This is a genomic window from Roseateles sp. (genome assembly GCF_049240545.1).
Lineage (GTDB): Bacteria > Pseudomonadota > Gammaproteobacteria > Burkholderiales > Burkholderiaceae_C > Paucibacter_A.
Genome location: NZ_JBMLSK010000282.1, coordinates 36,134 through 62,372, shown reverse-complemented (window position 1 = coordinate 62,372; position 26,239 = coordinate 36,134). Strand labels below are relative to the sequence as shown.

At 60.1% G+C, this 26,239-nt stretch carries 26 protein-coding genes; 19 read left to right on the top strand and 7 right to left on the bottom strand.

Annotated elements, in window-relative coordinates; genetic code table 11:
• The first annotated feature begins 12 nt into the window (after positions 1–12).
• The 11 genes from ACOVRJ_RS18220 to ACOVRJ_RS18170 all read left to right on the top strand — a co-directional run bounded on the left by ACOVRJ_RS18220 (position 13) and on the right by ACOVRJ_RS18170 (position 10,335).
• Positions 13–714 (top strand): response regulator, encoded by a 702-nt coding sequence (locus ACOVRJ_RS18220; RefSeq protein WP_422045248.1) that lies wholly within the window; start codon positions 13–15, stop codon positions 712–714.
• A 34-nt stretch (positions 715–748) separates the two neighbouring features.
• Positions 749–2,251 (top strand): sensor histidine kinase, encoded by a 1,503-nt coding sequence (locus tag ACOVRJ_RS18215; protein ID WP_422045247.1) that lies wholly within the window; start codon positions 749–751, stop codon positions 2,249–2,251.
• A 157-nt stretch (positions 2,252–2,408) separates the two neighbouring features.
• Positions 2,409–4,769, top strand: a complete 2,361-nt coding sequence (locus ACOVRJ_RS18210) for a heavy metal translocating P-type ATPase (protein ID WP_422045246.1) — start codon at positions 2,409–2,411, stop codon at positions 4,767–4,769.
• Between the two features lie 10 nt (positions 4,770–4,779).
• The gene (ccoS, locus tag ACOVRJ_RS18205) at positions 4,780–4,980 is read left to right on the top strand and encodes a cbb3-type cytochrome oxidase assembly protein CcoS (RefSeq protein WP_422045245.1); all 201 of its coding nucleotides are present in this window, start codon (positions 4,780–4,782) and stop codon (positions 4,978–4,980) included.
• 21 nt (positions 4,981–5,001) lie between these two features.
• Positions 5,002–6,447: a cytochrome-c oxidase, cbb3-type subunit I gene (gene ccoN, locus ACOVRJ_RS18200; protein WP_422045244.1), complete on the top strand. Its 1,446-nt coding sequence runs from the start codon at positions 5,002–5,004 to the stop codon at positions 6,445–6,447.
• 32 nt (positions 6,448–6,479) lie between these two features.
• Positions 6,480–7,103 carry a cytochrome-c oxidase, cbb3-type subunit II gene (gene ccoO / locus ACOVRJ_RS18195; protein WP_422045243.1) on the top strand — a complete coding sequence of 208 codons (624 nt, stop codon included), beginning with the start codon at positions 6,480–6,482 and terminating at the stop codon, positions 7,101–7,103.
• 18 nt (positions 7,104–7,121) lie between these two features.
• Positions 7,122–7,277 carry a cbb3-type cytochrome oxidase subunit 3 gene (locus ACOVRJ_RS18190; RefSeq protein WP_422045242.1) on the top strand — a complete coding sequence of 52 codons (156 nt, stop codon included), beginning with the start codon at positions 7,122–7,124 and terminating at the stop codon, positions 7,275–7,277.
• A complete protein-coding gene (gene ccoP, locus ACOVRJ_RS18185) occupies positions 7,274–8,197 on the top strand; it encodes a cytochrome-c oxidase, cbb3-type subunit III (RefSeq protein ID WP_422045241.1) in 924 nt (307 codons plus the stop codon). Before ACOVRJ_RS18190 ends, ccoP begins: the two co-directional genes overlap by 4 nt.
• A gap of 17 nt (positions 8,198–8,214) precedes the next feature.
• Positions 8,215–9,705: a cytochrome c oxidase accessory protein CcoG gene (ccoG, locus tag ACOVRJ_RS18180; protein WP_422045240.1), complete on the top strand. Its 1,491-nt coding sequence runs from the start codon at positions 8,215–8,217 to the stop codon at positions 9,703–9,705.
• 40 nt (positions 9,706–9,745) lie between these two features.
• Positions 9,746–10,012, top strand: coding sequence for a hypothetical protein (locus tag ACOVRJ_RS18175; protein WP_422045239.1), 267 nt, complete (start codon positions 9,746–9,748; stop codon positions 10,010–10,012).
• Positions 10,009–10,335 carry a hypothetical protein gene (locus ACOVRJ_RS18170; protein ID WP_422045238.1) on the top strand — a complete coding sequence of 109 codons (327 nt, stop codon included), beginning with the start codon at positions 10,009–10,011 and terminating at the stop codon, positions 10,333–10,335. Before ACOVRJ_RS18175 ends, ACOVRJ_RS18170 begins: the two co-directional genes overlap by 4 nt.
• A 42-nt stretch (positions 10,336–10,377) precedes the next feature.
• Here ACOVRJ_RS18170 and fnr read toward each other — a convergent pair whose 3' ends face one another.
• Positions 10,378–11,112 (bottom strand): fumarate/nitrate reduction transcriptional regulator Fnr, encoded by a 735-nt coding sequence (fnr, locus tag ACOVRJ_RS18165; RefSeq protein WP_422045237.1) that lies wholly within the window; start codon positions 11,110–11,112, stop codon positions 10,378–10,380.
• Between the two features lie 254 nt (positions 11,113–11,366).
• Between fnr and hemN the strand changes: the two genes are divergently transcribed.
• From hemN to icd, 4 genes are all read left to right on the top strand, one after another.
• A complete protein-coding gene (gene hemN / locus ACOVRJ_RS18160; RefSeq protein WP_422045236.1) occupies positions 11,367–12,758 on the top strand; it encodes an oxygen-independent coproporphyrinogen III oxidase in 1,392 nt (463 codons plus the stop codon).
• Complete coding sequence (locus ACOVRJ_RS18155) at positions 12,758–13,468, top strand: sulfite exporter TauE/SafE family protein (RefSeq protein ID WP_422045235.1); 711 nt, start codon at positions 12,758–12,760, stop codon at positions 13,466–13,468. Before hemN ends, ACOVRJ_RS18155 begins: the two co-directional genes overlap by 1 nt.
• A 123-nt stretch (positions 13,469–13,591) precedes the next feature.
• Entirely contained in the window at positions 13,592–15,829 is a 2,238-nt protein-coding gene (locus tag ACOVRJ_RS18150; protein WP_422045234.1) for an NADP-dependent isocitrate dehydrogenase, read from the top strand.
• A 167-nt stretch (positions 15,830–15,996) separates the two neighbouring features.
• Positions 15,997–17,250 carry an NADP-dependent isocitrate dehydrogenase gene (gene icd / locus ACOVRJ_RS18145; RefSeq protein WP_422045233.1) on the top strand — a complete coding sequence of 418 codons (1,254 nt, stop codon included), beginning with the start codon at positions 15,997–15,999 and terminating at the stop codon, positions 17,248–17,250.
• Between the two features lie 118 nt (positions 17,251–17,368).
• On the opposite strand, the gene ACOVRJ_RS18140 is transcribed toward icd, so the two are convergent.
• Positions 17,369–17,821: a cold-shock protein gene (locus tag ACOVRJ_RS18140; RefSeq protein WP_422045232.1), complete on the bottom strand. Its 453-nt coding sequence runs from the start codon at positions 17,819–17,821 to the stop codon at positions 17,369–17,371.
• A 55-nt stretch (positions 17,822–17,876) separates the two neighbouring features.
• Here ACOVRJ_RS18140 and clpS point away from each other — a divergent pair, with 55 nt between their 5' ends.
• Positions 17,877–18,233, top strand: coding sequence for an ATP-dependent Clp protease adapter ClpS (gene clpS / locus ACOVRJ_RS18135; RefSeq protein WP_339594900.1), 357 nt, complete (start codon positions 17,877–17,879; stop codon positions 18,231–18,233).
• The gene (clpA, locus tag ACOVRJ_RS18130) at positions 18,230–20,545 is read left to right on the top strand and encodes an ATP-dependent Clp protease ATP-binding subunit ClpA (protein ID WP_422045231.1); all 2,316 of its coding nucleotides are present in this window, start codon (positions 18,230–18,232) and stop codon (positions 20,543–20,545) included. Before clpS ends, clpA begins: the two co-directional genes overlap by 4 nt.
• A 64-nt stretch (positions 20,546–20,609) precedes the next feature.
• Here clpA and ACOVRJ_RS18125 read toward each other — a convergent pair whose 3' ends face one another.
• The 5 genes from ACOVRJ_RS18125 to ACOVRJ_RS18105 form a co-directional block, all read right to left on the bottom strand.
• A complete protein-coding gene (locus ACOVRJ_RS18125; protein ID WP_422045230.1) occupies positions 20,610–21,404 on the bottom strand; it encodes a zinc-dependent peptidase in 795 nt (264 codons plus the stop codon).
• A complete protein-coding gene (locus ACOVRJ_RS18120) occupies positions 21,404–22,198 on the bottom strand; it encodes a UDP-2,3-diacylglucosamine diphosphatase (protein WP_422045229.1) in 795 nt (264 codons plus the stop codon). Before ACOVRJ_RS18120 ends, ACOVRJ_RS18125 begins: the two co-directional genes overlap by 1 nt.
• Positions 22,185–22,688: a peptidylprolyl isomerase gene (locus tag ACOVRJ_RS18115; protein ID WP_422045228.1), complete on the bottom strand. Its 504-nt coding sequence runs from the start codon at positions 22,686–22,688 to the stop codon at positions 22,185–22,187. Before ACOVRJ_RS18115 ends, ACOVRJ_RS18120 begins: the two co-directional genes overlap by 14 nt.
• Positions 22,685–23,215 carry a peptidylprolyl isomerase gene (locus ACOVRJ_RS18110; protein WP_422045227.1) on the bottom strand — a complete coding sequence of 177 codons (531 nt, stop codon included), beginning with the start codon at positions 23,213–23,215 and terminating at the stop codon, positions 22,685–22,687. Before ACOVRJ_RS18110 ends, ACOVRJ_RS18115 begins: the two co-directional genes overlap by 4 nt.
• Before the next feature lie 137 nt (positions 23,216–23,352).
• Complete coding sequence (locus ACOVRJ_RS18105; RefSeq protein ID WP_422045226.1) at positions 23,353–23,913, bottom strand: tetratricopeptide repeat protein; 561 nt, start codon at positions 23,911–23,913, stop codon at positions 23,353–23,355.
• A gap of 274 nt (positions 23,914–24,187) precedes the next feature.
• On the opposite strand from ACOVRJ_RS18105, the gene cysS reads away from it, so the two are divergent.
• Both cysS and ACOVRJ_RS18095 read left to right on the top strand, forming a co-directional pair.
• Positions 24,188–25,567 carry a cysteine--tRNA ligase gene (gene cysS / locus ACOVRJ_RS18100; protein ID WP_422045225.1) on the top strand — a complete coding sequence of 460 codons (1,380 nt, stop codon included), beginning with the start codon at positions 24,188–24,190 and terminating at the stop codon, positions 25,565–25,567.
• A 1-nt stretch (position 25,568) separates the two neighbouring features.
• Complete coding sequence (locus tag ACOVRJ_RS18095) at positions 25,569–26,219, top strand: DNA-3-methyladenine glycosylase family protein (RefSeq protein ID WP_422045224.1); 651 nt, start codon at positions 25,569–25,571, stop codon at positions 26,217–26,219.
• Positions 26,220–26,239: the final 20 nt, after the last annotated feature.

Genomic DNA, 26,239 nt, shown 5'->3' with positions numbered 1-26,239 from the left:
CGAGTTGCTGTCATGCGAGTATTGCTGGTCGAAGATGATGCGGCGCTGAGTTTGGGCGTGACCCGGGCGCTTGAGCGTGAAGGGTGGCAGGTGGATAGCCTGGCCGATGGGCGGCAAGCCTTGACGCCGGGTTTGGTCAATCAGTTTGAATTGGCCGTGCTCGATTTGGGCTTGCCCGGCGCCGATGGCATGACGGTGTTGCGGGCCTGGAGGTCGGCAGGCGCCAAATTGCCCGTGCTGCTTTTGACGGCGCGCGATGAGTTGTCGGACCGAGTGGCGGGTCTGAATGCGGGAGCCGATGACTATCTCGTCAAGCCGTTCGACTTGCCGGAGCTGATTGCGCGTCTGCGCGCGCTGAAGCGCCGCGCCGAAGGGCGCGTCAGCGAGGTGCTGCGCTTGGGCGACTTGAGCATGGATCTGTCGCACCGGGAGCTCAGCCACAAGGGCGACCCCGTCTATCTGAGTCCCCGTGAATTTGCCTTGACCGAGATGTTGATGCAGCGGGTGGGCCGGGTCGTCAGCAAAGATGCCATCGTGGCACGGCTGTCCAGTTGGGAGGCTGATTTCAGCGAGAACTCGGTGGAGGTGTACGTCCATCGTTTGCGCAAGCGCTTCGCCGAGTTGGGTGTGGTGATTCGTACCGTGCGTGGATTTGGTTATGTGATGGAGTGTGGGGCTTCGGCGTTCTCAGGCGATGGTGAACGAGCGATCTGAGTCGGGCCGAGGCTCGCCTCCCTGGCCGCGGCCCTTGAGCCTGCGTCGGCAATTGCTGGCGCCTTTGGCCTGGATTTGGCTTTTCGGTCTCTTGGCCTCCGCGGGTGGCGCTTATTGGTTGGCCACTGCCAGCGCGAATGCGGCGTTTGACCGCGGCTTGCAGGACGAAACTGCGGCCTTGGCCGCCCGCGTGACCTGGTCGGACCGCGGGGCCTTGCTCGACGTCAGCCGCCAAGCCATGGAAACCATGGGCTGGGATGCCGAGGGTCGCAACAGCTTTGCGCTGCTGGACGAATCGGGGCGCGTGCTGGCCGGTGATTCGGAGCTGCCTCGGCCCGATCTGCGGCATCAGAGCTTTTCTCGACCCGTTCTTTTTGATGGAGTGTTCCAGGGCGAGAGGGTGCGCGGCGCTCAGTTCTCCTTGACCTCGCCGATGTTGGATCGCTCGGTATCGGTCATCACGATCGAAAGCCGGCACAAGCGGGCGCGGCTGGTGCGCGATGTGCTGCTGGCCATGGTTGCTCCGACCCTGGTGATCGCTCTTCTGACGGTCACCTTGTTGGCCTGGGGTATCCGCCGTGGACTGGCGCCTTTGCGGCAGGTGGCGCGTGAGGTGGAGCGCCGTGCGCCCAATGATCTTCGGGCGCTTCCCATCGAAGGCGTGCCTGCCGAAGCCGCTCCTTTGATTGAGCGCATCAACAGCTTGTTGGCCGATGTGCAGGCCTCGGTGCAATTGCAGCGTCGTTTTGTCGCCGATGCGGCACATCAACTGCGAACGCCGGTGGCAGGACTGCGGGTGTTGACCCAAGAGCTTGAGGCGGAGTTGGAGCAGTGGCACCGTGCCGAGCAGAGCCTGTCTTCGGGTCCAGAGTCGGCGGGACGAACGGCCGCAGTTGATGCTCCGGCGTGGCAGCCCTTGATGAGTGCTTTGCTGCGCTCCAGCGACAGCTTGGCGCGCTTGATCGGGCAGTTGTTGAGCCTGGTTCGCTCGCAGGGGGCGCAACTCGCGTCAGCGAACCAGCCGCCTGTGGATATTCGGCCGGTGCTTCGAGAGGCCGCGGAACCTATGGCTTTGAGAGCGGCACGCATGGGGCGCAGCCTATTGCTGGACATGCCCGAGCACCCGGTGCTGGTGCGGGCCGACCCTTTATGGCTGGGCGAGGCGCTGTCGAATGTGTTGGACAACGCGCTGCGCTATGGCGGACCCAATATCCGCGTCCATGTGCAAGAACTCGGCGATGGAACGCAGGTCGATATCGAAGACGATGGTCCCGGCGTGGCGCCGGCTGATTTGTCTCGATTGGTGGAACCATTTTGGCGCGGTGAGCGTGCCGATGTGCGGGCCGATGCGCGGATGGAGGGCCCGCCGATGGATGCGACGGGCGCAGGCCGTGCTGTGATAGGGGAGGGGGATGGCGGGACCGGATTGGGCTTGGCCATTGCGCATGAGGTGATCCAGCGCTTGGGGGGGCACTGGACGGCTTACACCCGACCGGATGTGCCTGGTTTGCGGATTCGCTGGGTGCTACCGCCCTGAACCTATCGTCATAAACCGGCTATCGCAGTGAGGTCGGCCGCCGTTGTCAAGAGCCTGAAGTTCACTCTGGTGTTTTTGCCAGTTGCTCGGGTCTTGATCTATATCATTTCGTCCTGCAGCGAGTTCACCTAGATTACGTTGCCGCTCGCCCTGCATCATGACCTCAGCCACGAACCGAATCAGCCCTGCCGCTGCAAATTCTTTTGCGGGCGCAGTGCTGCCCGATGATCCCGCTTTGTTGGCCCCATTCACCCGCTGGTTGCGCGGTGGAGCCGCGGTCGAGCAGGGCGATGGAACGTTTGTGCGTGTAGCCGAGCCTGAGGCGGTGGCGGAATCGCAGTTCCAGCTCTCCGGTCTGCACTGTGCCGCCTGCGCCGGCATCATTGAACAGGCCTTGAGCGAGTTGCCGGGTGTGCAAAACGCGCGGGTCAATGCGGCCAGCGCTCGATTGACCTTGCGCTGGCAGCCTGCCCGAAGCAACGTGGCCCAGGTGATTGCCCGGATTGAGCGTGCCGGTTATGGCGCGGCGCCCGATGTCGCTGCGCCGGCGCGCCATTTGCGGGAGCGCGAGCATCGGCAAGCGCTCTGGCGCCTCTTCGTCGCCAGTTTTCTGATGATGCAGGTGATGATGATGGCAGCGCCGTCCTACTTCGCCGCGCCCGGGGAAATCAGTCCCGATCTGGTCAGCCTGCTGCAATGGGCCTGCTGGGTGATGAGTTTGCCGGTTTTGTTTTTCTCGGCGGGGCCGTTTTATCGCGGGGCCTGGCAGCAGATCCGGGCCGGGCGGTTGGGCATGGATGTGCCGGTGGTTCTGGGTTTGACGGTTACTTTTGTGGCCAGCAGCGGTGCGCTGTTCGAGCCAGGCGGCTTCTTCGGCGATGAGGTCTTCTTTGACTCGCTCACCATGTTTGTGGCCTTTTTGCTGGGGGGGCGCTATCTGGAGTTGCGGGCGCGCCATCGGGCCGCGGCCGTGCTGGAGGAGGCCACGAATCGGCTGCCGGATGCGGTGGACCGCATCTTGCCGGACGGCCGTGTGGAGCGGGTTGCGCCGAGTCGTTTGCGTGCCGGTGACTTGGTGCGCGTGGTCGCGGGGCAGGCCTTTCCGGCGGATGGGGTGGTTGAGCGCGGCAGCAGTGCAGTGGATGAGTCGCTGCTCAGCGGTGAGTCCTTGCCGGTGGCCAAGGCCGAGGGCGATGAGGTCGTGGCGGCCAGCATGAATTTGCAAGCGCCGCTGGAATTTCGTGTGCAACGCGTTGGCGCTGACACGCGCCACGAGGCCATCGTTCGTTTGATGCGCGAGGCGATGACCCAGCGGCCCGCCGCCATGGAGATGGCGGACCGCGTGGCCGGGCCTTTCATGTGGGCGGTGTTGTTCTTGGCCGCGGCCGGGGCTTTCGCTTGGCATTTCATTGATCCGGCGCGCTCGGTCTGGGTGGCCGTTTCGGTGCTGATCGTGACTTGCCCTTGCGCCTTGTCTCTGTCCGCGCCTTCGGCTCGTTTGGCGGCCACGGCGGCTTTGGCCAAGCGTGGTTTCCTCTTGGTCAAACTGGATGTCTTGGAGACGCTTTGCCGGGTGGACACGGTGGTGCTCGACAAAACAGGGACCTTGACCGAGGACCGCATGGAGCTATTGGACGTGTGCTTGGCGCAGCAGGGCGGTGAAGCGGCTCGGGCTGCGAGCGCATCCAAGTCTGAGGCCGATACGCTGTTGCAACTGGCGCGGAGTTTGGCTCGGCACTCCCACCACCCCTTTTCACGCGCCCTGCTTGAGTCGCAATCGGCAGTGGTCGGCGCTGACCCCTGGCAGCAGGTCAAGGAGCTTGCGGGTTCGGGTCTGCAGGCGCAGGACGAACATGGGCAAGTCTGGCGTTTGGGCGCGCCGGCTTGGGTCGCTGATGGAGCGGGCCTGGAGGGTCAGGTCTTGCCTGCGGATGTGCAATTGGCTTTCGGGCGGCAGGGTGCCGTGATTTGGCTGCGCTTTGGCGAGGTTTTGCGTGCAGACGCCGTCGAAGCGATCGCGGAGCTGCATCGTCAAGGTCTGCAAACAGTGTTGCTCTCAGGCGATGCGCCTGAGCGGGTGAGTCGCTTGGCACGGGCAGCGGGCGTGCAGCAGGCGCAGGGCGGTGCTACGCCGGCCAGCAAGCTTGAGCGCGTCGCGCAGATGCAGGCGCAGGGGCGCTGCGTTTTGATGGTCGGCGATGGCATCAACGATGCGCCGGTGTTGGCGCGTGCGGATGCCAGTGTGGTGATGGGGCAGGGGGCCATGCTGGCCCGCGCCAGTGCGGATGCGATGCTGCTGTCCAATCGCTTGGCCGATCTGGCGGCAGCGCGCGTCTTGGCTCTGCATGGTGCCCGTGTCATCAGGCAAAACTTGGCTTGGTCCGCTACCTACAACGCCGCGTGCATTCCCTTGGCTTTGGCTGGATATCTGCCCCCTTGGGCTGCAGGGCTGGGCATGGCCTGCAGTTCCCTCTTTGTGATTCTGAATGCCCAGCGTTTGGCATTCATCAAGCCGTGAAGACCTGCGCATGGAAGTGATGTATCTGTTGATTCCCGTTTCGGTCGTTTTGGTCCTGGTCATCGTCGGGATTTTTGGGTGGGCAATTAACAACGGTCAGTTGGAAGATTTGGAGCGCGAAGGGGGGCGAATCTTGGAAGAAGCTCCCGAGGTTGACCAACATCAAGTTTTCACTCGTGACGGTCGCGAAGAATCGCCTCCGTCTAACTAGAAGCTGCAAGGAGCCAAACAAATGGCAAATACTGCTGCGCCGGTCATGTCGACCGGAGGCGTGTACGAAGACGGAGTGGTGAGGGCTTTTGCGCTCGCCGCCGTTCTATGGGGTGTTGTGGGCATGTTGGTAGGAGTGGTGATTGCCGCTCAACTGGCTTGGCCCGAGCTCAATCTGGGCATTCCATGGCTCAGCTACGGTCGATTGCGACCTCTGCACACCAATGCGGTGATTTTTGCTTTTGGTGGCTGCACCTTGTTCGCGACCGCCTACCACGTGGTTCAACGCACCGGCCAGACGCGCTTGTTCGCGCCCGCCTTGGCCTGGTTCACCTTTTGGGGCTGGCAGCTGGTCATCCTCTCAGCTGCGATCACCTTGCCCCTGGGTATGACCAGCGGCAAGGAGTATGCCGAGCTGGAGTGGCCGATCGACATCCTGATCACACTGGTCTGGGTTTCGTATGCGGTGGTCTTCTTTGGCACCGTCGGCACCCGCAAGGTCAAGCACATCTACGTGGCCAACTGGTTCTTCGGCGCCTTCATCCTCGCCGTGGCCCTGCTGCACTTGGTGAACAGCGCAGCCATCCCGGTCAGCATGTTCAAGAGCTACTCGGCCTACGCCGGTGTGCAAGATGCGATGGTGCAGTGGTGGTACGGCCACAATGCGGTGGGCTTCTTCCTGACCGCAGGCTTCCTGGGCATGATGTACTACTACATCCCCAAGCAAGCGGGTCGCCCGGTCTACAGCTACCGTCTGTCCATCGTCCACTTCTGGGCGCTGATCTTCACCTATATGTGGGCGGGCCCACACCATCTGCATTACACCGCGCTGCCTGACTGGGCGCAATCGGTGGGCATGGTGTTCTCGCTGGTGCTGCTGGCTCCGAGCTGGGGCGGCATGATCAACGGCATCATGACCCTGTCGGGCGCATGGCACAAACTGCGTGACGACCCGATTCTGAAGTTCCTGATCGTGTCCCTGTCTTTCTACGGCATGTCCACCTTCGAAGGCCCGATGATGTCGATCAAGACAGTCAATGCGCTGAGCCACTATACCGACTGGACCGTGGGCCATGTGCACTCGGGCGCCTTGGGCTGGGTGGGCTTGATCTCCATGGGCTCGCTCTACTACTTGATCCCACGCATGTTCGGTCGCACCGAGATGTACTCGAAGAAGGCGATTGAGCTGCACTTCTGGGTGGCGACGCTGGGCATCGTGCTCTACATCGCCGCGATGTGGATTGCGGGTGTGATGCAGGGCCTGATGTGGCGCGCGGTCAACCCGGATGGCACCTTGGTTTACACCTTCGTGGAAAGCGTTAAGGCCACCTATCCCTTCTATGTGGTTCGTCTGCTGGGCGGTTTGCTCTATCTGGGCGGCATGCTGGTGATGGCCTGGAACGTGGTGAAGACGGTGCAGGTGGGTCGTGTCGTCAAGGCACCGATCCCAACCCTGGTCAACGCCTGATTCGCTGAACGCGAGAACGAGGAGAAATTTTTATGGCATCCACAGAACACAAGGCCAGCGGACATCAGCGCATCGAGACCAGCAATTTCTTGATGATCGTGCTGACGCTGGTGACCGTGCTCGCCGGTGGCGCGGTTGAAATCGTGCCGCTGTTCTTCCAGCGCTCCACCACTGAAGCGGCGCCGGGGCTCAAGCCCTACACCCCGTTGCAGTTGGCCGGCCGAGACGTTTACATCCGCGAGGGTTGCTACAACTGCCACTCGCAGATGATTCGCCCCTTCCGCTCGGAAACGCTGCGTTACGGCCACTACTCCACCGCAGGCGAGTTCGTCTATGACCACCCCTTCCAGTGGGGCTCGAAGCGCACAGGCCCTGACCTGCACCGGGTAGGCGGCAAGTACAGCGATGAGTGGCACCGCATCCATTTGATCAACCCCCGCGATCTGGTGCCTGAGTCGAACATGCCTGCCTACCCCTGGCTGGCTAACGCGCCGCTCAATCCAGCCGAAATGGCGCCAAAGCTGAAGGCTCTGCGCACCATTGGCGTGCCTTATACCGATGCTGACATCGCGGGCGCCGCAGAAGCTGTCAAGGGCCGTACCGAAATGGACGCCGTCGTGGCCTATCTGCAAGTGCTCGGCACTGCGCTGAAGTAAGCGCAAGGAGACTCAGCAATGGATATCAACGTTTTGAGAATTGCAGTGACCGTGGTGTCGCTGCTGGTGTTCCTTGCCATCGTGGCCTGGGCCTATTCCAGCCGCAACAAGGCACGCTTCGATGAACTGGCAGGCATGGCGCTGCAAGATGAAGCCGATGGGAGGCCTCAATGAGTGATTTTTTCTCTGATGGTTGGTCCCTGTTCGTGGCGGGTGTCACGATCGCGGGTCTGTTGTTCTGTATTGTTTTGTTGTTGATCGCGGCGCGTCACCGCGTCATGGCCAGTGACAACAGCACCGGACACGTGTGGGACGAAGACCTGCGTGAAATGAACAATCCGCTGCCGCGTTGGTGGGCGATTTTGTTCGTGTTGACCGTGGTGTTCGCCGGCATCTACCTGGCCATGTACCCCGGCCTGGGCTCCAACAAGGGTTCCTTGAATTGGAGCAGCAAGGGCCAATACGAGGCCGAGCAGAAGGCCGCTCACGAAGCCATTGCCAAGGTGTACGCCGACTTCCAGGGCAAGACGGCCGAGCAACTGTCACAAATGCCTCCGGCGATGGCTATTGGTGAGCGCTTGTTCGCCAACAACTGCGCGGGTTGCCACGGCTCGGACGGCAAGGGCAGCAAGGGCTTCCCGAACTTGACCGATGGCGACTGGATGTATGGCGGCGATCATCAAACCATCATCAAGACCATCGCCGAAGGCCGCAACGGCGTGATGCCTCCGATGGCTGCTGCTGTCGGTGGTCCGGAAGATGTCAAGAACGTGGCTAACTACGTTTTGAGCCTGTCTGGCAGCGCCCATAACGCCATCGCCGCACAGCTGGGTAAATCGAAGTTTGGTGCCTGCGCGGCCTGCCATGGCATGGACGGCAAGGGCAATCAAGCCTTGGGTGCACCCAATCTGACCGACAAGATCTGGCTGCATGGCTGGGGCGAAGAGGCGGTCATCAACATCATCAACCAAGGTAAGACCAATATGATGCCGGCCCATGCTTCGCGCTTGAGTGCTGAGCAGATCAATGTTTTGGGTGCCTATGTGTGGGGCCTGTCTCGTGGTGCTTCGGCGACCACGGCTCAAGCTCGCTGAGGTCAATGGCTGTTTGAATGACTGATATAGCGTCCAAGCAGCGCGGCACGGCCGCGCTGTCCAAACCAGGTCCCGATGGTGATGCGGTGATCGAGATCGTGTCGCTGTATGCGGCACAGAAGAAGATTTATCCGCGCTCGGTCAGTGGCCTGTTTTCCAACTGGCGTTGGGGCTTGGTTTGGTTCACGCAACTCTTGTTCTACGGCCTGCCTTGGCTGGATTGGAATACCCGGCAGGCGGTGCTTTTTGATCTCGCCAGCCGGCGCTTCTACATTTTCGGTTTGGTCCTGTATCCGCAGGACTTCATCTATTTGACGGGCCTGCTGCTGATCTCAGCCTACGGCCTGTTCCTGTTTACTGCCGTTGCAGGGCGGCTTTGGTGTGGGTTTGCCTGTCCGCAAACCGTCTACACCGAGATCTATATGTGGATCGAAAAGCAGTTTGAGGGTGATCGACAGGCACGCATCAAACTGGACAACGGTCCTTGGAATTTCAACAAAATCTGGCGCAAGAGTGGCAAGCAGTTCATCTGGATTGCCTTGGGCTTGTGGACCGGATTTTCCTTTGTGGGCTACTTCACGCCGATCAAAGAACTGTGGGCCGAGGCATTTACCCTGGGCTTTGGACCCTGGGAGTGGTTCTGGGTTCTGTTCTACGGTTTTGCGACCTATGGCAATGCAGGCTATATGCGCGAGCAGGTCTGCAAGTACATGTGTCCGTATGCGCGCTTCCAAAGCGCCATGTTTGACAAAGATACGCTGATCATCAGCTACGACGCTGAGCGCGGTGAGCCGCGCGGGTCGCGCAGTCGCAAGGCCAGTGCCGATGAAGTCAAGGCCGAGGGCAAGGGTTCCTGCATTGACTGCACCTTGTGCGTTCAAGTCTGTCCGACGGGCATTGATATCCGCAAAGGCTTGCAGTACGAATGCATCGGTTGTGCTGCGTGTATCGATGTTTGCGACGACGTGATGGATAAGATGAACTATCCGCGCGGTTTGATTCGCTATGACACGCAGAACGGACTGGCTCAGCACCTGAGCAAGGCGCAGAAGTTGCGGCGCATGTTCAGGCCTCGCGTGGTGATCTACACCGTGGTCTTGCTGCTCTTGACCTCGGCTTTGCTCGGCAGTTTGTTATTCCTGCGCAGCCCGGTGAAACTCGATGTGGTGCGCGACCGAGGCGTGATGGCTCGCTTGGTGGAAGATGGCTACATCGAAAATCTGTACCGGTTGCAGATCATGAATGCCTCGGAGCAGGTTCGGAGTTACTCGGTCACGGTGAGCGGCATGGATCAAGTGGCACTGGCCAAGCCGGTGGAGATGACGGTGCAGCCCGCCGAAGCGCGCTGGGTTGCGGTCGCCGTACGGGTGCCGCCCGAGGTGGCAGCCAAGGCTGGCAGCGGGGCTCACGCGATCCAGTTCCAGTTGAACGGCGCTGATGTGGCCGGCTCTGTCACCACGAAAGGTTTGGCCGTGCAAGAGAAATCAACATTCGTGGTGCCGCGCTGAGCGGAGCCTTTGAAAAACATCGCTGAGACGGAGACACAGTATGACAACGCACCAAGATCAAAGCACACAGACCTTGAGTACGTCCGAAGGGGGTAAGCCCAAGTCCTGGTGGCGAGAGCCGATGATGTGGCTGGTGGTCGGCGGGCCGGCCGTGGTGGTCGTGGCCAGTTTCGCCACCTTGGGCCTGGCTTTGAGTCACCCTGATCCGGTGTTGCAAGAAGAGGTGGCGTCCAACAAGGCCAGCGGCGCCAAGGCCCTTTTGCCAGCGCGTGAGGCGCGCAATCACGCTGCTACAGGTGGGCAATGAGCCCGCTCGTCGACTCCCCAATTGCCGGTTCGCCTGAGCAGGGGGGCGACGGCAGCAGCCGACTCAGCCGTATGGCGATGGCGGTGGTCTGGCCTTCTTTTTTGATGGCCGGTGTGATCGAGGCTTTGGTGTTCGCGGTTGTCGATCCGAGTGATCTGACTTGGTTTGGGGGCGCGTCCATGGATCTGCCCCGTCAAGCGATCTACACCTTGAGCTTTCTGATTTTCTGGATGGTCATCGGCCTGAGTTCTGCGCTGAGCGTGCTGTTGGCCGATTTGCCCAATCAGGCCGAGAACCCGCATCCGCGAGCCTGGCCACGATAACCCTTTTGATGTTCAAGGGCGCCAAACGCCCTTGGGCTCAGATCAGCAGGTGCTGTTGTTCACCAGCTTTTGCAGGCCGGCTTGGTCCAAGATGCGCAGATGGCGCTGCTTCACTTCAAGCAGCCCTTCATCTTGGAACTTTGAAAAAGTGCGGCTGACGGTCTCCAGCTTCAGGCCCAGATAGCTACCGATTTCTTCACGCGTCATCCGCAGCACCAGGGCTGCGGCCGAGAAGCCGCGGGCTTGTAGACGTTGCGTGAGATTCAGCAAGAAAGCGGCCAGGCGCTCTTCAGCCCGCATGCTGCCGAGCAGCAGCATCACGCCGTGGTCGCGCACAATTTCGCGACTCATGATTTTGTGGAACTGACGCTGCAAGTCTGAGAACTCGCGGGACAACTCTTCCAGCTGTTCATAAGGGATCACGCAGACCGAGGAATCCTCGAGTGCGACCGCATCGCAGCTGTGCCGATCGGTGCTGATCCCATCCAGGCCGAGCAACTCGCCCGCCATCTGAAAACCCGTCACCTGGTCGCGGCCATCCTCTGAGGCCACACAGGTCTTGAAAAAACCCGTGCGTACTGCGTACAAAGACTGAAAACTGTCGCCGCTGCGAAACAAGGTGTCGCCGCGATTGACCTGGCGCCGTGTTGAGACGAGTTGATCAAGCTGAGCCAAATCATCGGAGTGCAGGCCGACAGGCAGGCACAACTCGCGCAAATTGCAGCTGGAGCAAGCAACCTTCAGCGGTTCGATCTTGATCGGCAGGGAGGCGTTCATCATGGGCCTTGTATCAAGGCGGCTTGGGGGCCGGTGGGCGGCCTCGTCAAGCCGTGAGGCCGAAGACGAGTCCTTGGAGAAATGCGAAGGTCTAGCGGACATGAGCATGATGCACCTCAAACGATGCAGCATTGTTGGTGTGGACAAGCGCGGGAAGTTTGATCCTGATCAAGTCTACAGCCGCCTAGCTTGGCACAGTGTGCGGCATGGTACAGAACATTCATGCAGCGCCCGCCAAGGCTCCAAGCGCGGCCATGCCGCCTGTCAACATCAACGAAGATTTGTTGCGTCGTTTTGACGTTTCTGGCCCGCGCTACACCTCGTACCCGACCGCCGACCGCTTTGTTGAGGCCTTCACCGCTCAGCAGTATGAGCAGGCTTTGTCCCAGCGCGCCAGCGGTTCTTTGGTTGGCGGTGCGACGCCCTTGTCCCTGTATTTACACATTCCGTTCTGCGAATCGGTTTGCTATTACTGCGCGTGTAACAAGGTCATTACCAAGCATCACGACAAGGCGGCCGAATATCTGGCGGCACTGATCACCGAGATGGATCTGACTTTGGTTCATCTGGGGCGCGGCGCCTCGGTCTCACAACTGCACCTCGGCGGTGGCTCGCCAACCTTCTTGAGCGATGCGGAGTTGACGCAGTTGATGCAGGCCTTGCGTGAACGCTTCAAAGTCGCGGCCGGCGCTGAGGTGTCGATCGAGGTCGATCCCCGCACGGTGACGATTGAGCGATTGAAGCACTTGCGTGAGCTCGGCTTCAATCGCCTCAGTTTTGGTGTGCAGGATTTCGACCCGCATGTCCAAAAGGCCGTGCATCGGATTCAAAGCTTTGAGAGTGTCGCGGCATTGATGGCGGCTTCGCGCGAGCTGGGCTTTGAGTCCACCAATGTGGATTTGATCTATGGTTTGCCCTTGCAAACCCCGGAGTCCTTTGCCCGCACCATCGAACAAGTCGGCGCGCTGAAGCCCGATCGCATCGCCTTGTATGGCTACGCGCACTTGCCGCAGCGCTTCAAGCCACAGCGGCGCATCGATGCGACTCAGTTGCCGCCGGCAGGTGACAAGGTTGTCATGCTGGCTGCGGCCATTGCCGGTTTTCAGGCCCATGGTTACAGCTATATCGGCATGGACCACTTCGCCTTGTCCACTGATTCGCTGGCCGTGGCCAAACGCCAAGGTCGCTTGCATCGCAACTTCCAGGGTTACAGCACGCAGCCCGACTGTGACTTGGTGGCCCTGGGCGTTTCGGCAATTGGCCGCGTCGGCGCTTGCTACAGCCAGAACGCCAAGACCCTGGACGAGTACTACGACGCTTTGCGTCAGGGCCAGCTGCCTGTCAATCGCGGCCTGGCGCTGAGTCGCGATGACATCGTTCGGCGTGCCGTCATCATGTCCCTGATGTGTCAGGGGCGCTTTGAGTTTGAGTCGATTGCCTTGGCGCATCTGGTGGAGGTGAAGGCCTATTTCAAGCCCGAACTGGCGCGCATGGACGAGCTCGCACAACAAGGCTTGGTCGTCGTCGAGCCCGATGCGATTCAAGTGACGACCATGGGTTGGTATTTTGTGCGGGCGGTGGCGATGGTGTTTGATCGCTATTTGCAAGCGGACCGGAGTCGCGAGCGATTCTCTAGAATCATCTGATGCTTGATCTTGCACTTGCTGGCTCGGCCCTGATGATGGGTTTGGCCGGCACTCCCCATTGCTTGGCCATGTGCGGCGCTGCCTGCACCGCTGCAGGTGGGCGGTCGCCCTTTGCGTTTCAGTTGGGGCGTTTGGCGGGTTACAGCTTGGCTGGTGCGCTTGCGGCGGGCAGCATGCAGGTTTTGAGTCAGCTGGGGCAGTCCACGGCCTTGTTGCGGCCGGTTTGGGTCTTGGTTCAGGTGGCCGCTTTTCTTTTGGGAATGGCGCTCTTGTTGCGCGGCCGCCAACCTGCTTGGCTTGAGCGTTTAGGGCAAGATGTTGCCCGCCAGGTTGAAGTTCCCGTGAGTGGTTTGAGGCGTGGCGGGCTGAGCCTGGCCGGCACCAAGCGAGTGGCCACCGCAGGCTTGGCAGGAACGGCTTGGGTGGCTTGGCCCTGCGGCCTCTTACACTCGGCGCTGCTGCTCTCTGCTTTGGCATCTGGCCCTGTCCAAGGCGGTTTGGTGATGTCGGCTTTTGCTCTGACTTCAGGGGCTGGGCTGGCTTTGGGTCCCTGGTTACTGAGCCGGCTGCGCCGCAGCGGCACTGACGGCGCAAGCGCCGTGCGCCTGTCGGTGCGACTCGGGGGCCTGGGCTTGGCCGTGGGCTCGGCCTGGGCTTTGGGCCATGGTGTGTGGGATCAGGTGGTCGCGGTCTGCAGTCAGTGGACCTGATTCACTGCATGAGTTTTCAAAGACTTATATAAGACTTGAGTCCGCAGGCGGCGCCGCTGACTTAGAATCGGCGCCCTAATCGTTCCACTCCTTGGGCCAGAAGATGGCCGATCTGGAAAGCACATGACAACATCGCAGCCGACCATCATCTACACCCTGACCGACGAGGCCCCGCTGCTGGCGACGGCTTCGTTCCTGCCCATCGTGCAGGCCTTCACGGCGCCGGCAGGCGTTCGCGTCGAGACCAGCGATATCTCCGTGGCCGGCCGCATCCTGGGTCAGTTCCCGGAGTTTCTGAGCGAAGAGCAGCGTCAGCCCGACCGTCTGTCGGAGCTGGGCAAGCTGACCCTGAAGCCTGAAGCCAACATCATCAAGCTGCCCAATATCAGCGCTTCGGTGGCGCAGCTGAAGGCGGCCATCAAGGAACTGCAAGGCAAGGGCTATGCGATTCCGGACTACCCGGAAAGCCCCAAGACCGACGAAGAAAAAGACATCCGCGCCCGCTACGGCAAGTGCATCGGCAGCGCGGTGAACCCGGTGCTGCGTGAAGGCAACTCCGACCGTCGCGCGCCCAAGGCCGTCAAAGAATACGCCCGCAAGAACCCGCACAGCATGGCCGATTGGAGCCAGGCTTCGCGCTCGCATGTCTCGCATATGCACGGCGGCGATTTCTATCACGGCGAGAAGTCCATGACCATGGACCGTGCCCGCAATGTCAAGATGGAGCTGATCACCAAGAGCGGTCAGACCCTTGTGCTCAAGCCCAAGGTGGCGCTGCTGGACCGTGAGGTCATCGACAGCATGTTCATGAGCAAGAAGGCGCTGCTGGATTTCTATGAGAAAGAAATCGAAGACGCGCGTCAGACCGGCGTGATGTTCTCGCTGCACGTCAAGGCCACGATGATGAAGGTCTCGCACCCGATCGTGTTCGGTCACTGCGTGAAGATCTTCTACCGCGAGGCCTTCGATAAGCACGGCAAGCTGTTTGAAGAACTGGGCATCAACGTCAATAACGGCATGGTCGATCTGTACAACAAGATCGCCACGCTGCCGCAGAGCAAGCAAGACGAGATCAAGCGCGATCTGCACGCCTGCCACGAGCACCGCCCCGAACTGGCCATGGTCGATTCGGCCAAGGGCATCACCAACTTCCATTCGCCCAACGACATCATCGTTGACGCGTCCATGCCCGCCATGATTCGCAACGGCGGCAAGATGTGGGGCGCCGATGGCCGCCTGAAGGACGTCAAGGCCGTGATGCCGGAGTCGACCTTCGCCCGCATCTATCAGGAGATGATCAACTTCTGCAAGTGGCACGGCGCCTTCGATCCCAAGACCATGGGCACGGTGCCCAATGTCGGCCTGATGGCCCAGCAAGCCGAAGAGTACGGCTCGCACGACAAGACCTTCGAGATCTCCGAAGACGGCGTGGCCAACATCACTGATCTGGACACCGGCGAAGTGCTGATGAGCCAGGACGTGGAGCAGGGCGACATCTGGCGCATGTGCCAGTGCAAGGACGCAGCCATCCGTGACTGGGTCAAGCTGGCCGTCAATCGCGCACGCAACTCCGGCATGCCGGTGGTGTTCTGGCTGGATCAGTACCGCCCGCACGAGGCGCAGCTGATCACCAAGGTCAAGATGTACCTGCACGAGCACAACACGGCCGGTCTGGACATCCAGATCATGAGCCAGGTGCGTGCCATGCGCTACACCCTGGAGCGCGTGATCCGCGGCCTGGACACCATCAGCGCCACCGGCAACATCCTGCGCGACTACCTGACCGACCTGTTCCCCATCATGGAACTGGGCACCTCGGCCAAGATGCTGTCCATCGTGCCGCTGATGGCCGGTGGCGGCATGTACGAAACCGGCGCGGGCGGCTCGGCGCCTAAGCATGTGCAGCAGCTGGTGGAAGAAAACCATCTGCGTTGGGACTCGCTGGGTGAGTTCTTGGCCCTGGCCGTCAGCCTGGAAGACCTGGGTCTGAAGAACAACAACCCCAAGGCCAAGCTGCTCGCCAAGACGCTGGACGCGGCAACTGGCCAACTGCTGGACAACAACAAGAACCCCAGCCCCAAGACTGGCCAACTGGACAACCGCGGCAGCCAGTTCTACCTGTCGCTGTACTGGGCTCAGGCCTTGGCTGCGCAGACCGAAGATGCTGAACTGGCTGCCAAATTCGCGCCTTTGGCAAAGGCTCTGGCCGAGAAAGAAACCGTCATCGTCGCCGAATTGGCTGCGGTGCAAGGCAAGCCTGTTGATATCGGGGGCTACTACAAGCCCGATGCAAACAAGCTGGCTGAAGTGATGCGCCCCAGCGCCAGCTTCAATGCTGCTTTGGCAACCGTGCTGGCCTGATTTGGGCTCGGCCAAGAAGATCTTCGATTGAGTTTCTTCTCTCGCTCAAACTGAAAAAGCCGGCGCCAAGCGTCGGCTTTTTTCTTGGTCCGTTTTGCTGATTAAAGTCGCTAGAATTTTTTGAGTTTCGAGCGACGACATCTCGTCTTTTCCGGAGAACTTCTTCCATGTTCCAGCATATCCAGATCCCTGCGCAGGGCTCCAAAATCACCGTCAACGCAGATCACACATTGAATGTGCCCGATCAGCCCATCATTCCCTATATCGAGGGTGATGGCACCGGCTTCGATATCACGCCGGTGATGCTCAAGGTGGTCGATGCCGCTGTGGCCAAGGCTTATGGCGGCAGTCGGCAGATTCAATGGATGGAAATCTATGCCGGTGAGAAGGCGACCCAGGTGTACGGCCCGGACGTCTGGCTGCCGGCCGAGACCTTGGAGGCGCTGAAGGACTATGTCGTGTCCATCAAGGGCCCGCTGACCACGCCCGTGGGCGGCGGCATCCGTTCGCTGAACGTGGCCCTGCGCCAGGAGTTGGACCTCTATGTGTGCCTGCGACCTGTGCGTTACTTCCCTGGCGTGCCTTCGCCAGTGAAAGAGCCGCACAAGACCGATATGGTGATCTTCCGTGAGAACTCGGAAGACATCTACGCCGGCATTGAGTTTGAAGCCGAGAGCGAGAAGGCCAAGAAGCTGATCAAGTTCCTGCAAGAGGAAATGGGCGTCAAGAAGATCCGTTTCCCCGAAACCTCGGGTCTTGGCGTCAAGCCGGTTTCGATTGAGGGCACCGAGCGTCTGGTGCGCAAGGCCATTCAGTACGCCATCGACAATGACAAACCCAGTGTGACCATCGTGCACAAGGGCAACATCATGAAGTACACGGAAGGCGGCTTCCGTGACTGGGCCTATGCGCTGGCGCAGAAGGAGTTTGGCGCCGAACTGATCGATGGCGGCCCCTGGTGTCGTCTGATCAGCCCGAAGAGCGGCAAGCCCATCACCATCAAAGACTCCATCGCCGACGCCTTTTTGCAGCAGATTCTGTTGCGCCCGGCCGAGTACTCGGTCATCGCCACGCTCAATCTGAACGGCGACTATGTGTCGGACGCACTGGCAGCTCAAGTCGGTGGCATCGGCATCGCCCCGGGTGCCAATCTGAGCGACTCCATCGCCATGTTCGAAGCCACCCACGGCACCGCACCGAAGTACGCCGGCAAGGATTATGTGAACCCCGGTTCTGAAATCCTCTCGGCCGAAATGATGTTGCGCCACATGGGTTGGACCGAGGCGGCCGACCTCATCATCGAATCGATGGGCAAGGCCATCCTCAGCAAGAAGGTCACCTATGACTTCGCCCGCTTGATGGACGGCGCGACTCAGGTGTCTTGCTCAGGCTTCGGGCAGGTCATGATCGACCAGATGTAAGTCGGTTCGGCAGGTCATGCAAGTCAGTCGATTGCATGAGGGCTCAGCCGAAAACCAAAAGAAAAGGCCCGCAACACCGCGGGCCTTTTTCTTGAAGCGTGCGTGATTCAAGAGCCCTTTAGGCTGCCTCGGTCAATTCCGCGTGGGTGCTTTGCTTCATGCCATCGATTGGCATGATGTTTTGGGCCAGCTGGCCTTTCGGTCCATCAACCAAGTCGAAGTTCACGCGACCGCCTTGTTGGAGTGTGCGAAAGCCTTCCATCTGGATGGCCGAAAAATGTGCGAACACATCGGCGCCGCCTGCTTCCGGCTCGATAAAGCCAAACCCCTTGGCGTCGTTGAACCATTTCACTGTTCCTGAGGCCATGTCAGACTCCTTCCTCATTTCTGCTGTGCTTGCTTTGTTATGCAGTGCTTCTGCACGCGGCGGATTGTTGAAGCGGCTCCGGACTGTGTCAATTTGGGACCTGCCCGAATGGGGTCGACCCTGATGAAGATGGAGTGTTTGAAAAAAGAGATGACCTTGCCTCAATTCAATGCTTGCAATTGCCGGCTTCGGCGCAAGATGCATTTGGTGGCCTGAGCGAGTCTCTGCGTCTCAGGCCCTCAGTCGATAGAATCAATACATGCCAGATCTTCCCCGTCAACCCCCCGTGCCGCCGGCCGGCCCGCCTGGTCGAGATGACTTCGACGGCACCACCACCGTTGAGCGTCTGACTCAGAAAACCGAGCCACCTCGGCTGTACCAAGTTCTGCTTTTGAACGACGATTTCACGCCGATGGAGTTCGTCGTCATGGTCTTGCAGGAATATTTTCGCCATGACCTGGATACTGCGACCCAGATCATGCTCAAAATCCACCACGATGGGCGTGGGGTCTGCGGCGTCTTCAGCAAGGACGTTGCAGCGACGAAAGTCGAATTGGTGCTGGCAGCCGCAAGGCGAGCCGGCCATCCTTTGCAGTGCATTATGGAGGCCGCATGATTGCGCAAGAGCTTGAAGTCAGCCTGCACATGGCGTTCGTCGAAGCGCGCCAGCAGCGCCATGAGTTCATCACCGTCGAGCACTTGCTGATGGCTTTGTTGGACAACCCTTCTGCGGCCGAGGTGCTGCGTGCTTGCTCTGCAAATCCCGATGATTTGCGCAAGAGCCTGGCGCAGTTCATCAAGGAGAACACGCCCACCGTGGGTGGGGCCGATGAGGTGGACACCCAGCCCACGCTGGGTTTCCAGCGCGTGATTCAGCGCGCCATCATGCATGTGCAGTCCACCGGCAGCGGCAAGAAGGAAGTCACTGGCGCCAATGTGCTGGTAGCGATTTTTGGTGAGAAGGATTCTCACGCGGTCTACTACCTGCACCAGCAGGGCGTCACGCGTTTGGATGTGGTGAACTTCATCGCCCACGGCATCAAAAAGTCAGACCCGCCTGAAACGCCCAAAGGGCAAGAGGGTGGAGGTTCCGCCGAGGGAGAGCGCGATGAGGCCGAAGGCCAAGGCAAGGGCTCGCCGCTGGAACAGTTCACCCAAAACCTGAATCAGCAGGCCAAGGACGGCAAGATCGATCCATTGATCGGCCGTGAATTGGAAGTCGAACGGGTGGTGCAAATCTTGTGTCGCCGCCGCAAGAACAATCCGCTGTTGGTGGGCGAGGCTGGCGTTGGCAAGACCGCGATCGCCGAGGGCTTGGCCTGGCGCATCACCGAAGGGGATGTGCCTGAGGTCTTGGCGGAGGCGGTGGTCTACTCTCTCGACATGGGTTCCTTGTTGGCGGGCACTAAGTACCGCGGTGACTTTGAGCAACGCTTGAAGGCGGTGCTGAAACAACTCAAAGAGCAACCTAATGCGATTCTGTTCATCGACGAGATCCATACGCTGATCGGTGCGGGCGCAGCCTCGGGCGGTACGCTCGATGCCAGCAACTTGCTCAAGCCGGCCTTGTCCAGTGGCGCGATGAAGTGCATTGGTGCCACCACCTTTGGTGAGTACCGCGGCATCTTTGAGAAAGATGCAGCGCTGTCTCGTCGTTTCCAGAAGGTGGATGTGGCCGAGCCGTCGGTGGAGCAGACGGTCGAAATTTTGAAGGGTTTGAAGTCGCGCTTCGAAGAGCATCACAGCGTCAAGTACGCGCTGGGCGCATTGCAGGCGGCGGCCGAGTTGTCGGCCAAGTACATCAATGACCGCCATTTGCCGGACAAGGCCATTGATGTCATTGACGAGGCCGGTGCAGCTCAGCGCATCTTGCCGAAGAACAAGCAGAAGAAGACCATCACACGCAACGAGGTCGAGGATATCGTCGCCAAGATCGCGCGAATTCCGCCCGCCTCAGTGTCGAGTGATGATCGAAGCAAGCTCAAGACCTTGGATCGCGACTTGAACAGTGTGGTCTTCGGCCAAGAGCCCGCGATTGATGCGCTGGCCGCAGCGATCAAGATGGCACGCTCGGGTCTGGGCAAGCCGGACAAGCCGATCGGCAGCTTCTTGTTCAGCGGCCCGACGGGTGTGGGCAAGACCGAGGTGGCCAAGCAATTGGCCTACATCCTCGGTATCGAGCTGATTCGCTTCGATATGTCCGAGTACATGGAGCGTCATGCGGTCAGCCGCTTGATCGGCGCCCCCCCGGGATACGTAGGTTTTGACCAGGGCGGGCTGTTGACCGAGGCCGTCACCAAGAAGCCGCATGCGGTGCTCTTGCTTGACGAAATCGAGAAGGCGCATCCGGATGTCTTCAACGTGCTCCTGCAGGTCATGGACCACGGTTCCTTGACCGACAACAACGGACGCAAGGCCGACTTCCGCAACGTCATCATCATCATGACGACCAATGCGGGCGCCGAGACGATGAACAAGTCGACCATTGGTTTCACCAACTCGCGCCAGCAAGGCGATGAGATGGGTGACATCAAACGCTTGTTCACGCCCGAGTTCCGCAATCGCCTGGATGCGATCGTGTCCTTCCGCGCGCTGGATGAGGAAATCATCATGCGCGTGGTCGACAAGTTCCTCTTGCAATTGGAAAGCCAGTTGCAAGAGAAGAAGGTCGAGGTCACGTTCAGCGATGCGCTGCGCAAGCATCTGGCCAAGAAGGGCTTCGACCCGCTGATGGGCGCACGTCCGATGCAGCGCTTGATCCAGGACACGATTCGTCGTGCCTTGGCGGACGAGTTGCTGTTCGGCCGTTTGGTGGATGGTGGCCGTCTCGGTGTTGATATCAACGAGGCCGGTGAAGTGCAACTCGAGATTCAGCCCTTGAAGGTGCGCGACAACAAGCCCAAGGCCGAGCCGGCAACGGCCACTTGATTGAATTGCGGCCGGTGCTGCTGCCTGAAGGAATCACAGGCCCCGCGTGGGCCTGTTTTTTCGTCTAAGCCTGAGCCCCAATGTCTTGGCGGAAATAGCCGGCCAGCAGTTGGTACAACTGGGGCTGCTCTGCGCGCAATTCGTAGGGTGCGACGAAGAAGGCTTCGACCGCCACCGCGAAGAACTCCTCCGGGCTTTCCGCGCCATAAGGATCGATCAAGGTGTGTTCACCCGAGTCGACGCGAGTGCAAAAGTCCTGCCATTCTGCGTTCAAGACCCGCGACCACTGTTCGCGAGCAGCACGATTGGCGAGAGGAGGAACTCCATCGGCAAGACCATCTTGCATGTCGATCACATGGGCGAACTCATGAATCACGACATTGAAAATGCTGCCTTGGGCATCGACGGCCAGATCCAGGCTCGGGTCTATGGCTGACCATGTGAGCATCAAGGGGCCGCCTTCAAGCGTCTCTCCGGCCAGCGCCTCTTCGAACTCATGGACGATGCCATCCTCATCCATGAACTCGCGCTGTGCGACCACCTCGTCGGCATGCATGACGATGCCGACAAAACCTTGGTAGCAGGTCAAGCCCAGTCGCAGTACTGGCAGGCAAGCCTGTGCAGCTACCGCCAGTGCGACCTCATCGCTGACTTCAAAGCCGCCAGCGCCATGAAACTCCTTGCTGGCCAGGAACAGCGAGCATAAGCGACGCAGCTTTAACAAATCCTCGGCGCTGCGCTGAGCGAGGAAGGGGTAGCGTAGCAAGGTCAGTTGCCACAGAGGCTCTGGAATGGCGTGGCGCTTCAAGGCGCGCGCCTCTTGTCGATGCGCCCAGGCGGCGCTGAGTCGGCGCCACATCAGCCCAGAGCGATGCGCCGAAGGCCGGTTTGACGAAGGCGCAGCACGTCAGCGCGGGGTTCCTTGGCTTCAAAGTCCCAATCCGACAAGACATGACGCTGCATACCGGGCACCAGCTCATGGCAGGCCGGCCTATGGGTGTGGCCGTGAATCATGCTCTGGCATTGGGTCGCGTGGAGCCAGTCGATGCAGGCTGGGTTGTCTAGGTCGACCCAGGCGTCTTGCATGGCCTGTTGGGCCTGGCTGCCATCGCGCATCTGTTGGGCAATGGCGCGCCGTTGCGCTAAGGGCTGAGCCAAGAATTGGCGCTGCCAGTTGGGGTCTCGCACCTGCTTGCGAAAAGCTTGATAGGCTTGGTCCGACAGACAGAGCGCATCACCATGGGTCAACAGCCAGCGCTGACCGAAGGCGATCAGCACCGTTGGGTCGGCCAAGGCTTGGATGCCACAATCGGCCAGCATTTCAGGGCCGACCAAAAAATCGCGGTTGCCGGCCATGAAGCCCATATGCAGGCGCTGGCTGGCGGCGCGCAAGAGCTGGACGCATCGCGCTTCAAACGGATCAAAGCGTGCGTCGTCACCCACCCACACCTCAAAGATGTCACCGAGCAAGAACAGCGCATCGGCGCTGGTTTCTTGCAAGTGCGCCTCAAGCGCCTCCAGCGTGGCGGGGGTTTGAGGCGAGAGGTGCAGATCGGAGATGAATTCGATCCGGCGCCATTCGGGGGGCGCCATCAATTCATCAAAATGCAGTGGAGGGTTGGCCTCCACTGGCCCGGCATCAGGCAACTTCAACAGCGCGCTCGATCACCACGTTTTCCAGCGGCACATCGTCGTGTCCGCTGGCGCGACCGGTGCGAACCTTCTCGATCGCATCGACCACTTCCTTGCCGCTGACGACCTTGCCGAAGACGGCGTAGCCCCAGCCCGAAGGGGTTTCGGACTTGAAGTTCAAGAAGCCATTGTTGGTGGTGTTGATGAAGAACTGGGCAGAGGCCGAGTGCGGCGCGCTGGTGCGCGCCATGGCCAAGGTGTAGTGTTCGTTGGTCAGGCCGTTATTGGCTTCGTTCTTGATCTCGCCGGTTGTTGGCTTTTGCTTCATGCCGGCTTCAAAGCCGCCACCTTGGATCATGAAACCCTTGATGACGCGGTGGAACACGGTGCCGTTGTAGTGGCCGCTGCGCACATAGGACAGGAAATTCTCTGTGGTCACGGGCGCCTTGGCGTCATCGAGTTCGATAACGATCAGGCCATGGTTGGTGTGCAGTTCGACGGTTTTGCTCATTTCTTGGGCTCCACGGTGGCTTTGTTGATGATGATGGGGGTCAGCGGCACGTTTTGTTGGCCGTTGCGGTCACCGACCGCTTGTGTACGAATCTTGTCGACAACATCCATGCCCTCGGTCACCCGACCAAACACAGCGTAGCCCTGGCCGTCGCGCGCGTTGTCCGCGTCAAGGAAGGCGTTGTCGACGGTATTGATGAAGAACTGCGAGGTGGCCGAATTGGGGTCATTCGTGCGAGCCATCGCGATGCTGCCACGCAGGTTCTGCAAGCCATTGCGCGATTCCAGGGGAATCGGCGGCCGTGTCGGCAATTGCTTCATGTCCTTGGTGAAGCCGCCGCCTTGGATCATGAAGTTCTCGATCACGCGGTGAAAAATCAGACCGTTGTAGTGGCCGGCTTTCACGTAGGTGACAAAGTTTGCGACCGACTTGGGCGCCTTTTCTGCATCGAGTTCGATGCGGATATCTCCCATGCTGGTGCTCAGCTTGACGGTCTGCGCATGAGTTGCAGAGCTCAATATCGCCATGCCGAGGGTGAGTCCAAGGCTGAGGCCGAGTTGCTGCCAACGAGAGGGAGATGACTGGGTTGGAGTAGCGTTCATGTTTCTCTTCTCGAGAATTGAAAAATCGGGTGGGTTTCAAGCCGTGCGGGATTGTCGCCCAATCATTTCATGGCCGAAGCTTCGCTTGTTGCGGGGCTCAGGCTGAGGCTCAGCAGTTCTTGGGTTCGCTTGAGTTTTTGAGTCAAGGCTGGGGAGGGCGCAGTCTGCGACTGCTGCGCGCGTTGAAAGGCCCGAGCGGCCTGACGCAGCAGGACGTCCCCCAGGTTCTCGAGCGCTTGGGTATGGCTCGGTTGAAGGCGCAGCGCCTGTTCCAGGTCTTTTTGGGCTTGGTCCAATTCGCCCTTCGCGGCGTGAATCACGGCCAAATTGTTGTAGGGGTCGGCGATATCAGGGAAATCTTGGGTGAGTGCAGTAAAGAGCTCTTGCGCGGCGGCTTGTTGTCCCAAATCCATTTGCATGACGCCCAAGGCGAAGCGAAGCTTCAAGTCATTGGGAGTTACCTTCAGCGCCTTCTCAATCGTGCCCATCGCTTGGCTGCGGTATCCGGCTAACCATTGACGTTGTGCAATGTCTAACTCGGAGGCCTGCGCAGTGTTTGCGGCAATCAGCAGCGCCAGTGACAGCAGGCAGCGCTTGGGCTTGAGATTTTTGCGGCTTGGCATCAGGTTTTTGCTGGCTTGATTTCGCCCGGAGTGCCTGCTTGGAGCACTTCCGATTCGGCTTGGGGGTGGGTCATCGCGGAGGCGGGTGGACTGGGTCAGCCGCTATACTGAGCGTCATTCTACGGTGCCCCGCCCGAAGTCGGACCGCTCGCGGGGCTGGCATGGTGGACTGGCGCTGATGTCCTTCCCGTGAACCGCAGTTGATGGTTTCGGTCGCAAAAAGCTGATGCCTCAGGCTCTGCATGATGCGCCGAAGCAAGCCCCCCATTGCTCCATGTCTCTTCGCATCTACAACTCCTTGAGCCGTACGGTTCAGCCCTTCACGCCGCTTGAGCCGGGCCATGCCCGCATGTATGTGTGCGGCATCACCATTTACGACCTCTGCCATGTCGGCCATGCCCGCATGATGGTGGCCTTCGATCTGGTCTACCGTTGGCTGCGCGCGAGTGGATACAGGGTGAGCTATGTGCGCAACATCACCGACATCGACGACAAGATCATCCGTCGCGCCCTGGAGCGTGGCATCCCGATCCGGCAATTGACCGAGGAAATGGTCCAGGCCATGCATGCGGACCTGGACGCGCTGGGTGTGGAGCGCCCGACCCATGAGCCGCGCGCGACTGAGTACGTGCCGCAAATGCTGTCGATGATTGGCAAGCTCGAAGGCAAGGGCCTGGCCTACCGCGCCAGCAATGGCGATGTGAATTACTCGGTGCGTGCCTTCCCTGGCTACGGCAAGTTGTCGGGCCGGTCGCTGGATGATTTGCGCGCTGGTGAGCGCGTGGCGGTGGACGATGGCAAGCAAGACCCGCTGGACTTCGTGCTTTGGAAGGCAGCCAAAGTTGAAGAGCCTGAGGACGCCAAGTTTGCTTCCGACTATGGCCCGGGTCGCCCGGGTTGGCATATCGAATGCTCGGCCATGGCTTGCGCTTTGTTGGGCGAGCAGTTTGACCTGCATGGTGGCGGCGCGGATTTGCAGTTCCCTCACCATGAAAACGAGATCGCGCAAAGCGAAGGCGCTAACGGTGTGGGCCCGGCGAGGATCTGGGCGCACAACGGTTTGCTGAATGTGGATCATGTGAAGATGTCCAAGTCCTTGGGCAACTTCTTCACGATCCGCGAAGTGCTGCAGCGCTATGACGCGGAGACGCTGCGTTACTTCATGCTGCGTACCCATTACCGTAGCCCGTTTAACTTCAGCGATGTGAACCTGGATGATGCGCGCAACTCGCTGCGGCGTCTGTACACTGCCTTGGATGGTTTCGATCTGCCGGTCGATACGGCGGAGATCAATTGGGCTCACCCGCAAGCTGCGGTTTTCCGCGCCGCCATGGATGACGACTTCAATACCCCTGGTGCGGTGGCGGTTTTGTTCGAGTTGGCGGCCGAGGTCAACCGCAGTCGCTCGCTGGCCGATGCCCAGTTGTTGAAGCAACTGGCGGGTGTGCTTGGCTTCCTTCAGCAACTGCCAAAGGACTATTTGCAAGCCGGCAGTGGTGTTGACGAGGCCGCCATCTTGGCGCAGATTGCTGCTCGCGCGGCTGCCAAGGCTGCGCGTGACTTCGCTGCAGCCGACCGCATCCGCGACGAATTGTTGGCGCAAGGCATTGCCTTGAAGGATTCGCCCTCCGGCACGACCTGGACGCGGGCTTGACGTGGCGCGTTCGTCGGCGACCGGGGTGACCCCGGACTATTGGGACGAGGCTTGCCGCCATTTGGTGAAGCGTGACCGAGTGATGAAAAAACTCATCCCTCAGTTTGGCGAAGCTCGGCTGCAGGGGCGCAGCGATGCGTTCACGACCCTGGCACGCTCCATCATCGGCCAGCAAATCTCGGTCAAGACGGCGCAGGCGGCCTGGGAGAAGTTTGCGGGGCTGATGGCCGGTTCGTCGATGCGTGTACAGCCCGCTGCTGTATTGGCTTTGCCTGAAGGCGCATTGAAGGGCATTGGCCTGCCGGTGCGAAAGATCGAGTATCTGAGCGATTTGGCCCAGCATTTCGAGGCGGGGCGAGTGCATGTGCGTCAGTGGACGCAGATGGATGACGAAGCCATCATCGATGAGTTGGTGGCGATTCGCGGCATCGGTCGTTGGACGGCTGAGATGTTTTTGATCTTCCATCTGACCCGACCCAATGTGCTGCCGCTGGATGACCCGCGCTTGCTCAAAGGCATCAGCGAAAACTATTTCTCGGGTGAGCCGGTTTCTCGGGCTGAGGCCCGTGAATTGGGGGAGGCCTGGGCGCCTTACCGCTCGGTAGCCACATGGTACATTTGGCGTAGCCTCGATCCGCTCCCGGTGGAGTAGACATTCCCCCTAGCCGGGCG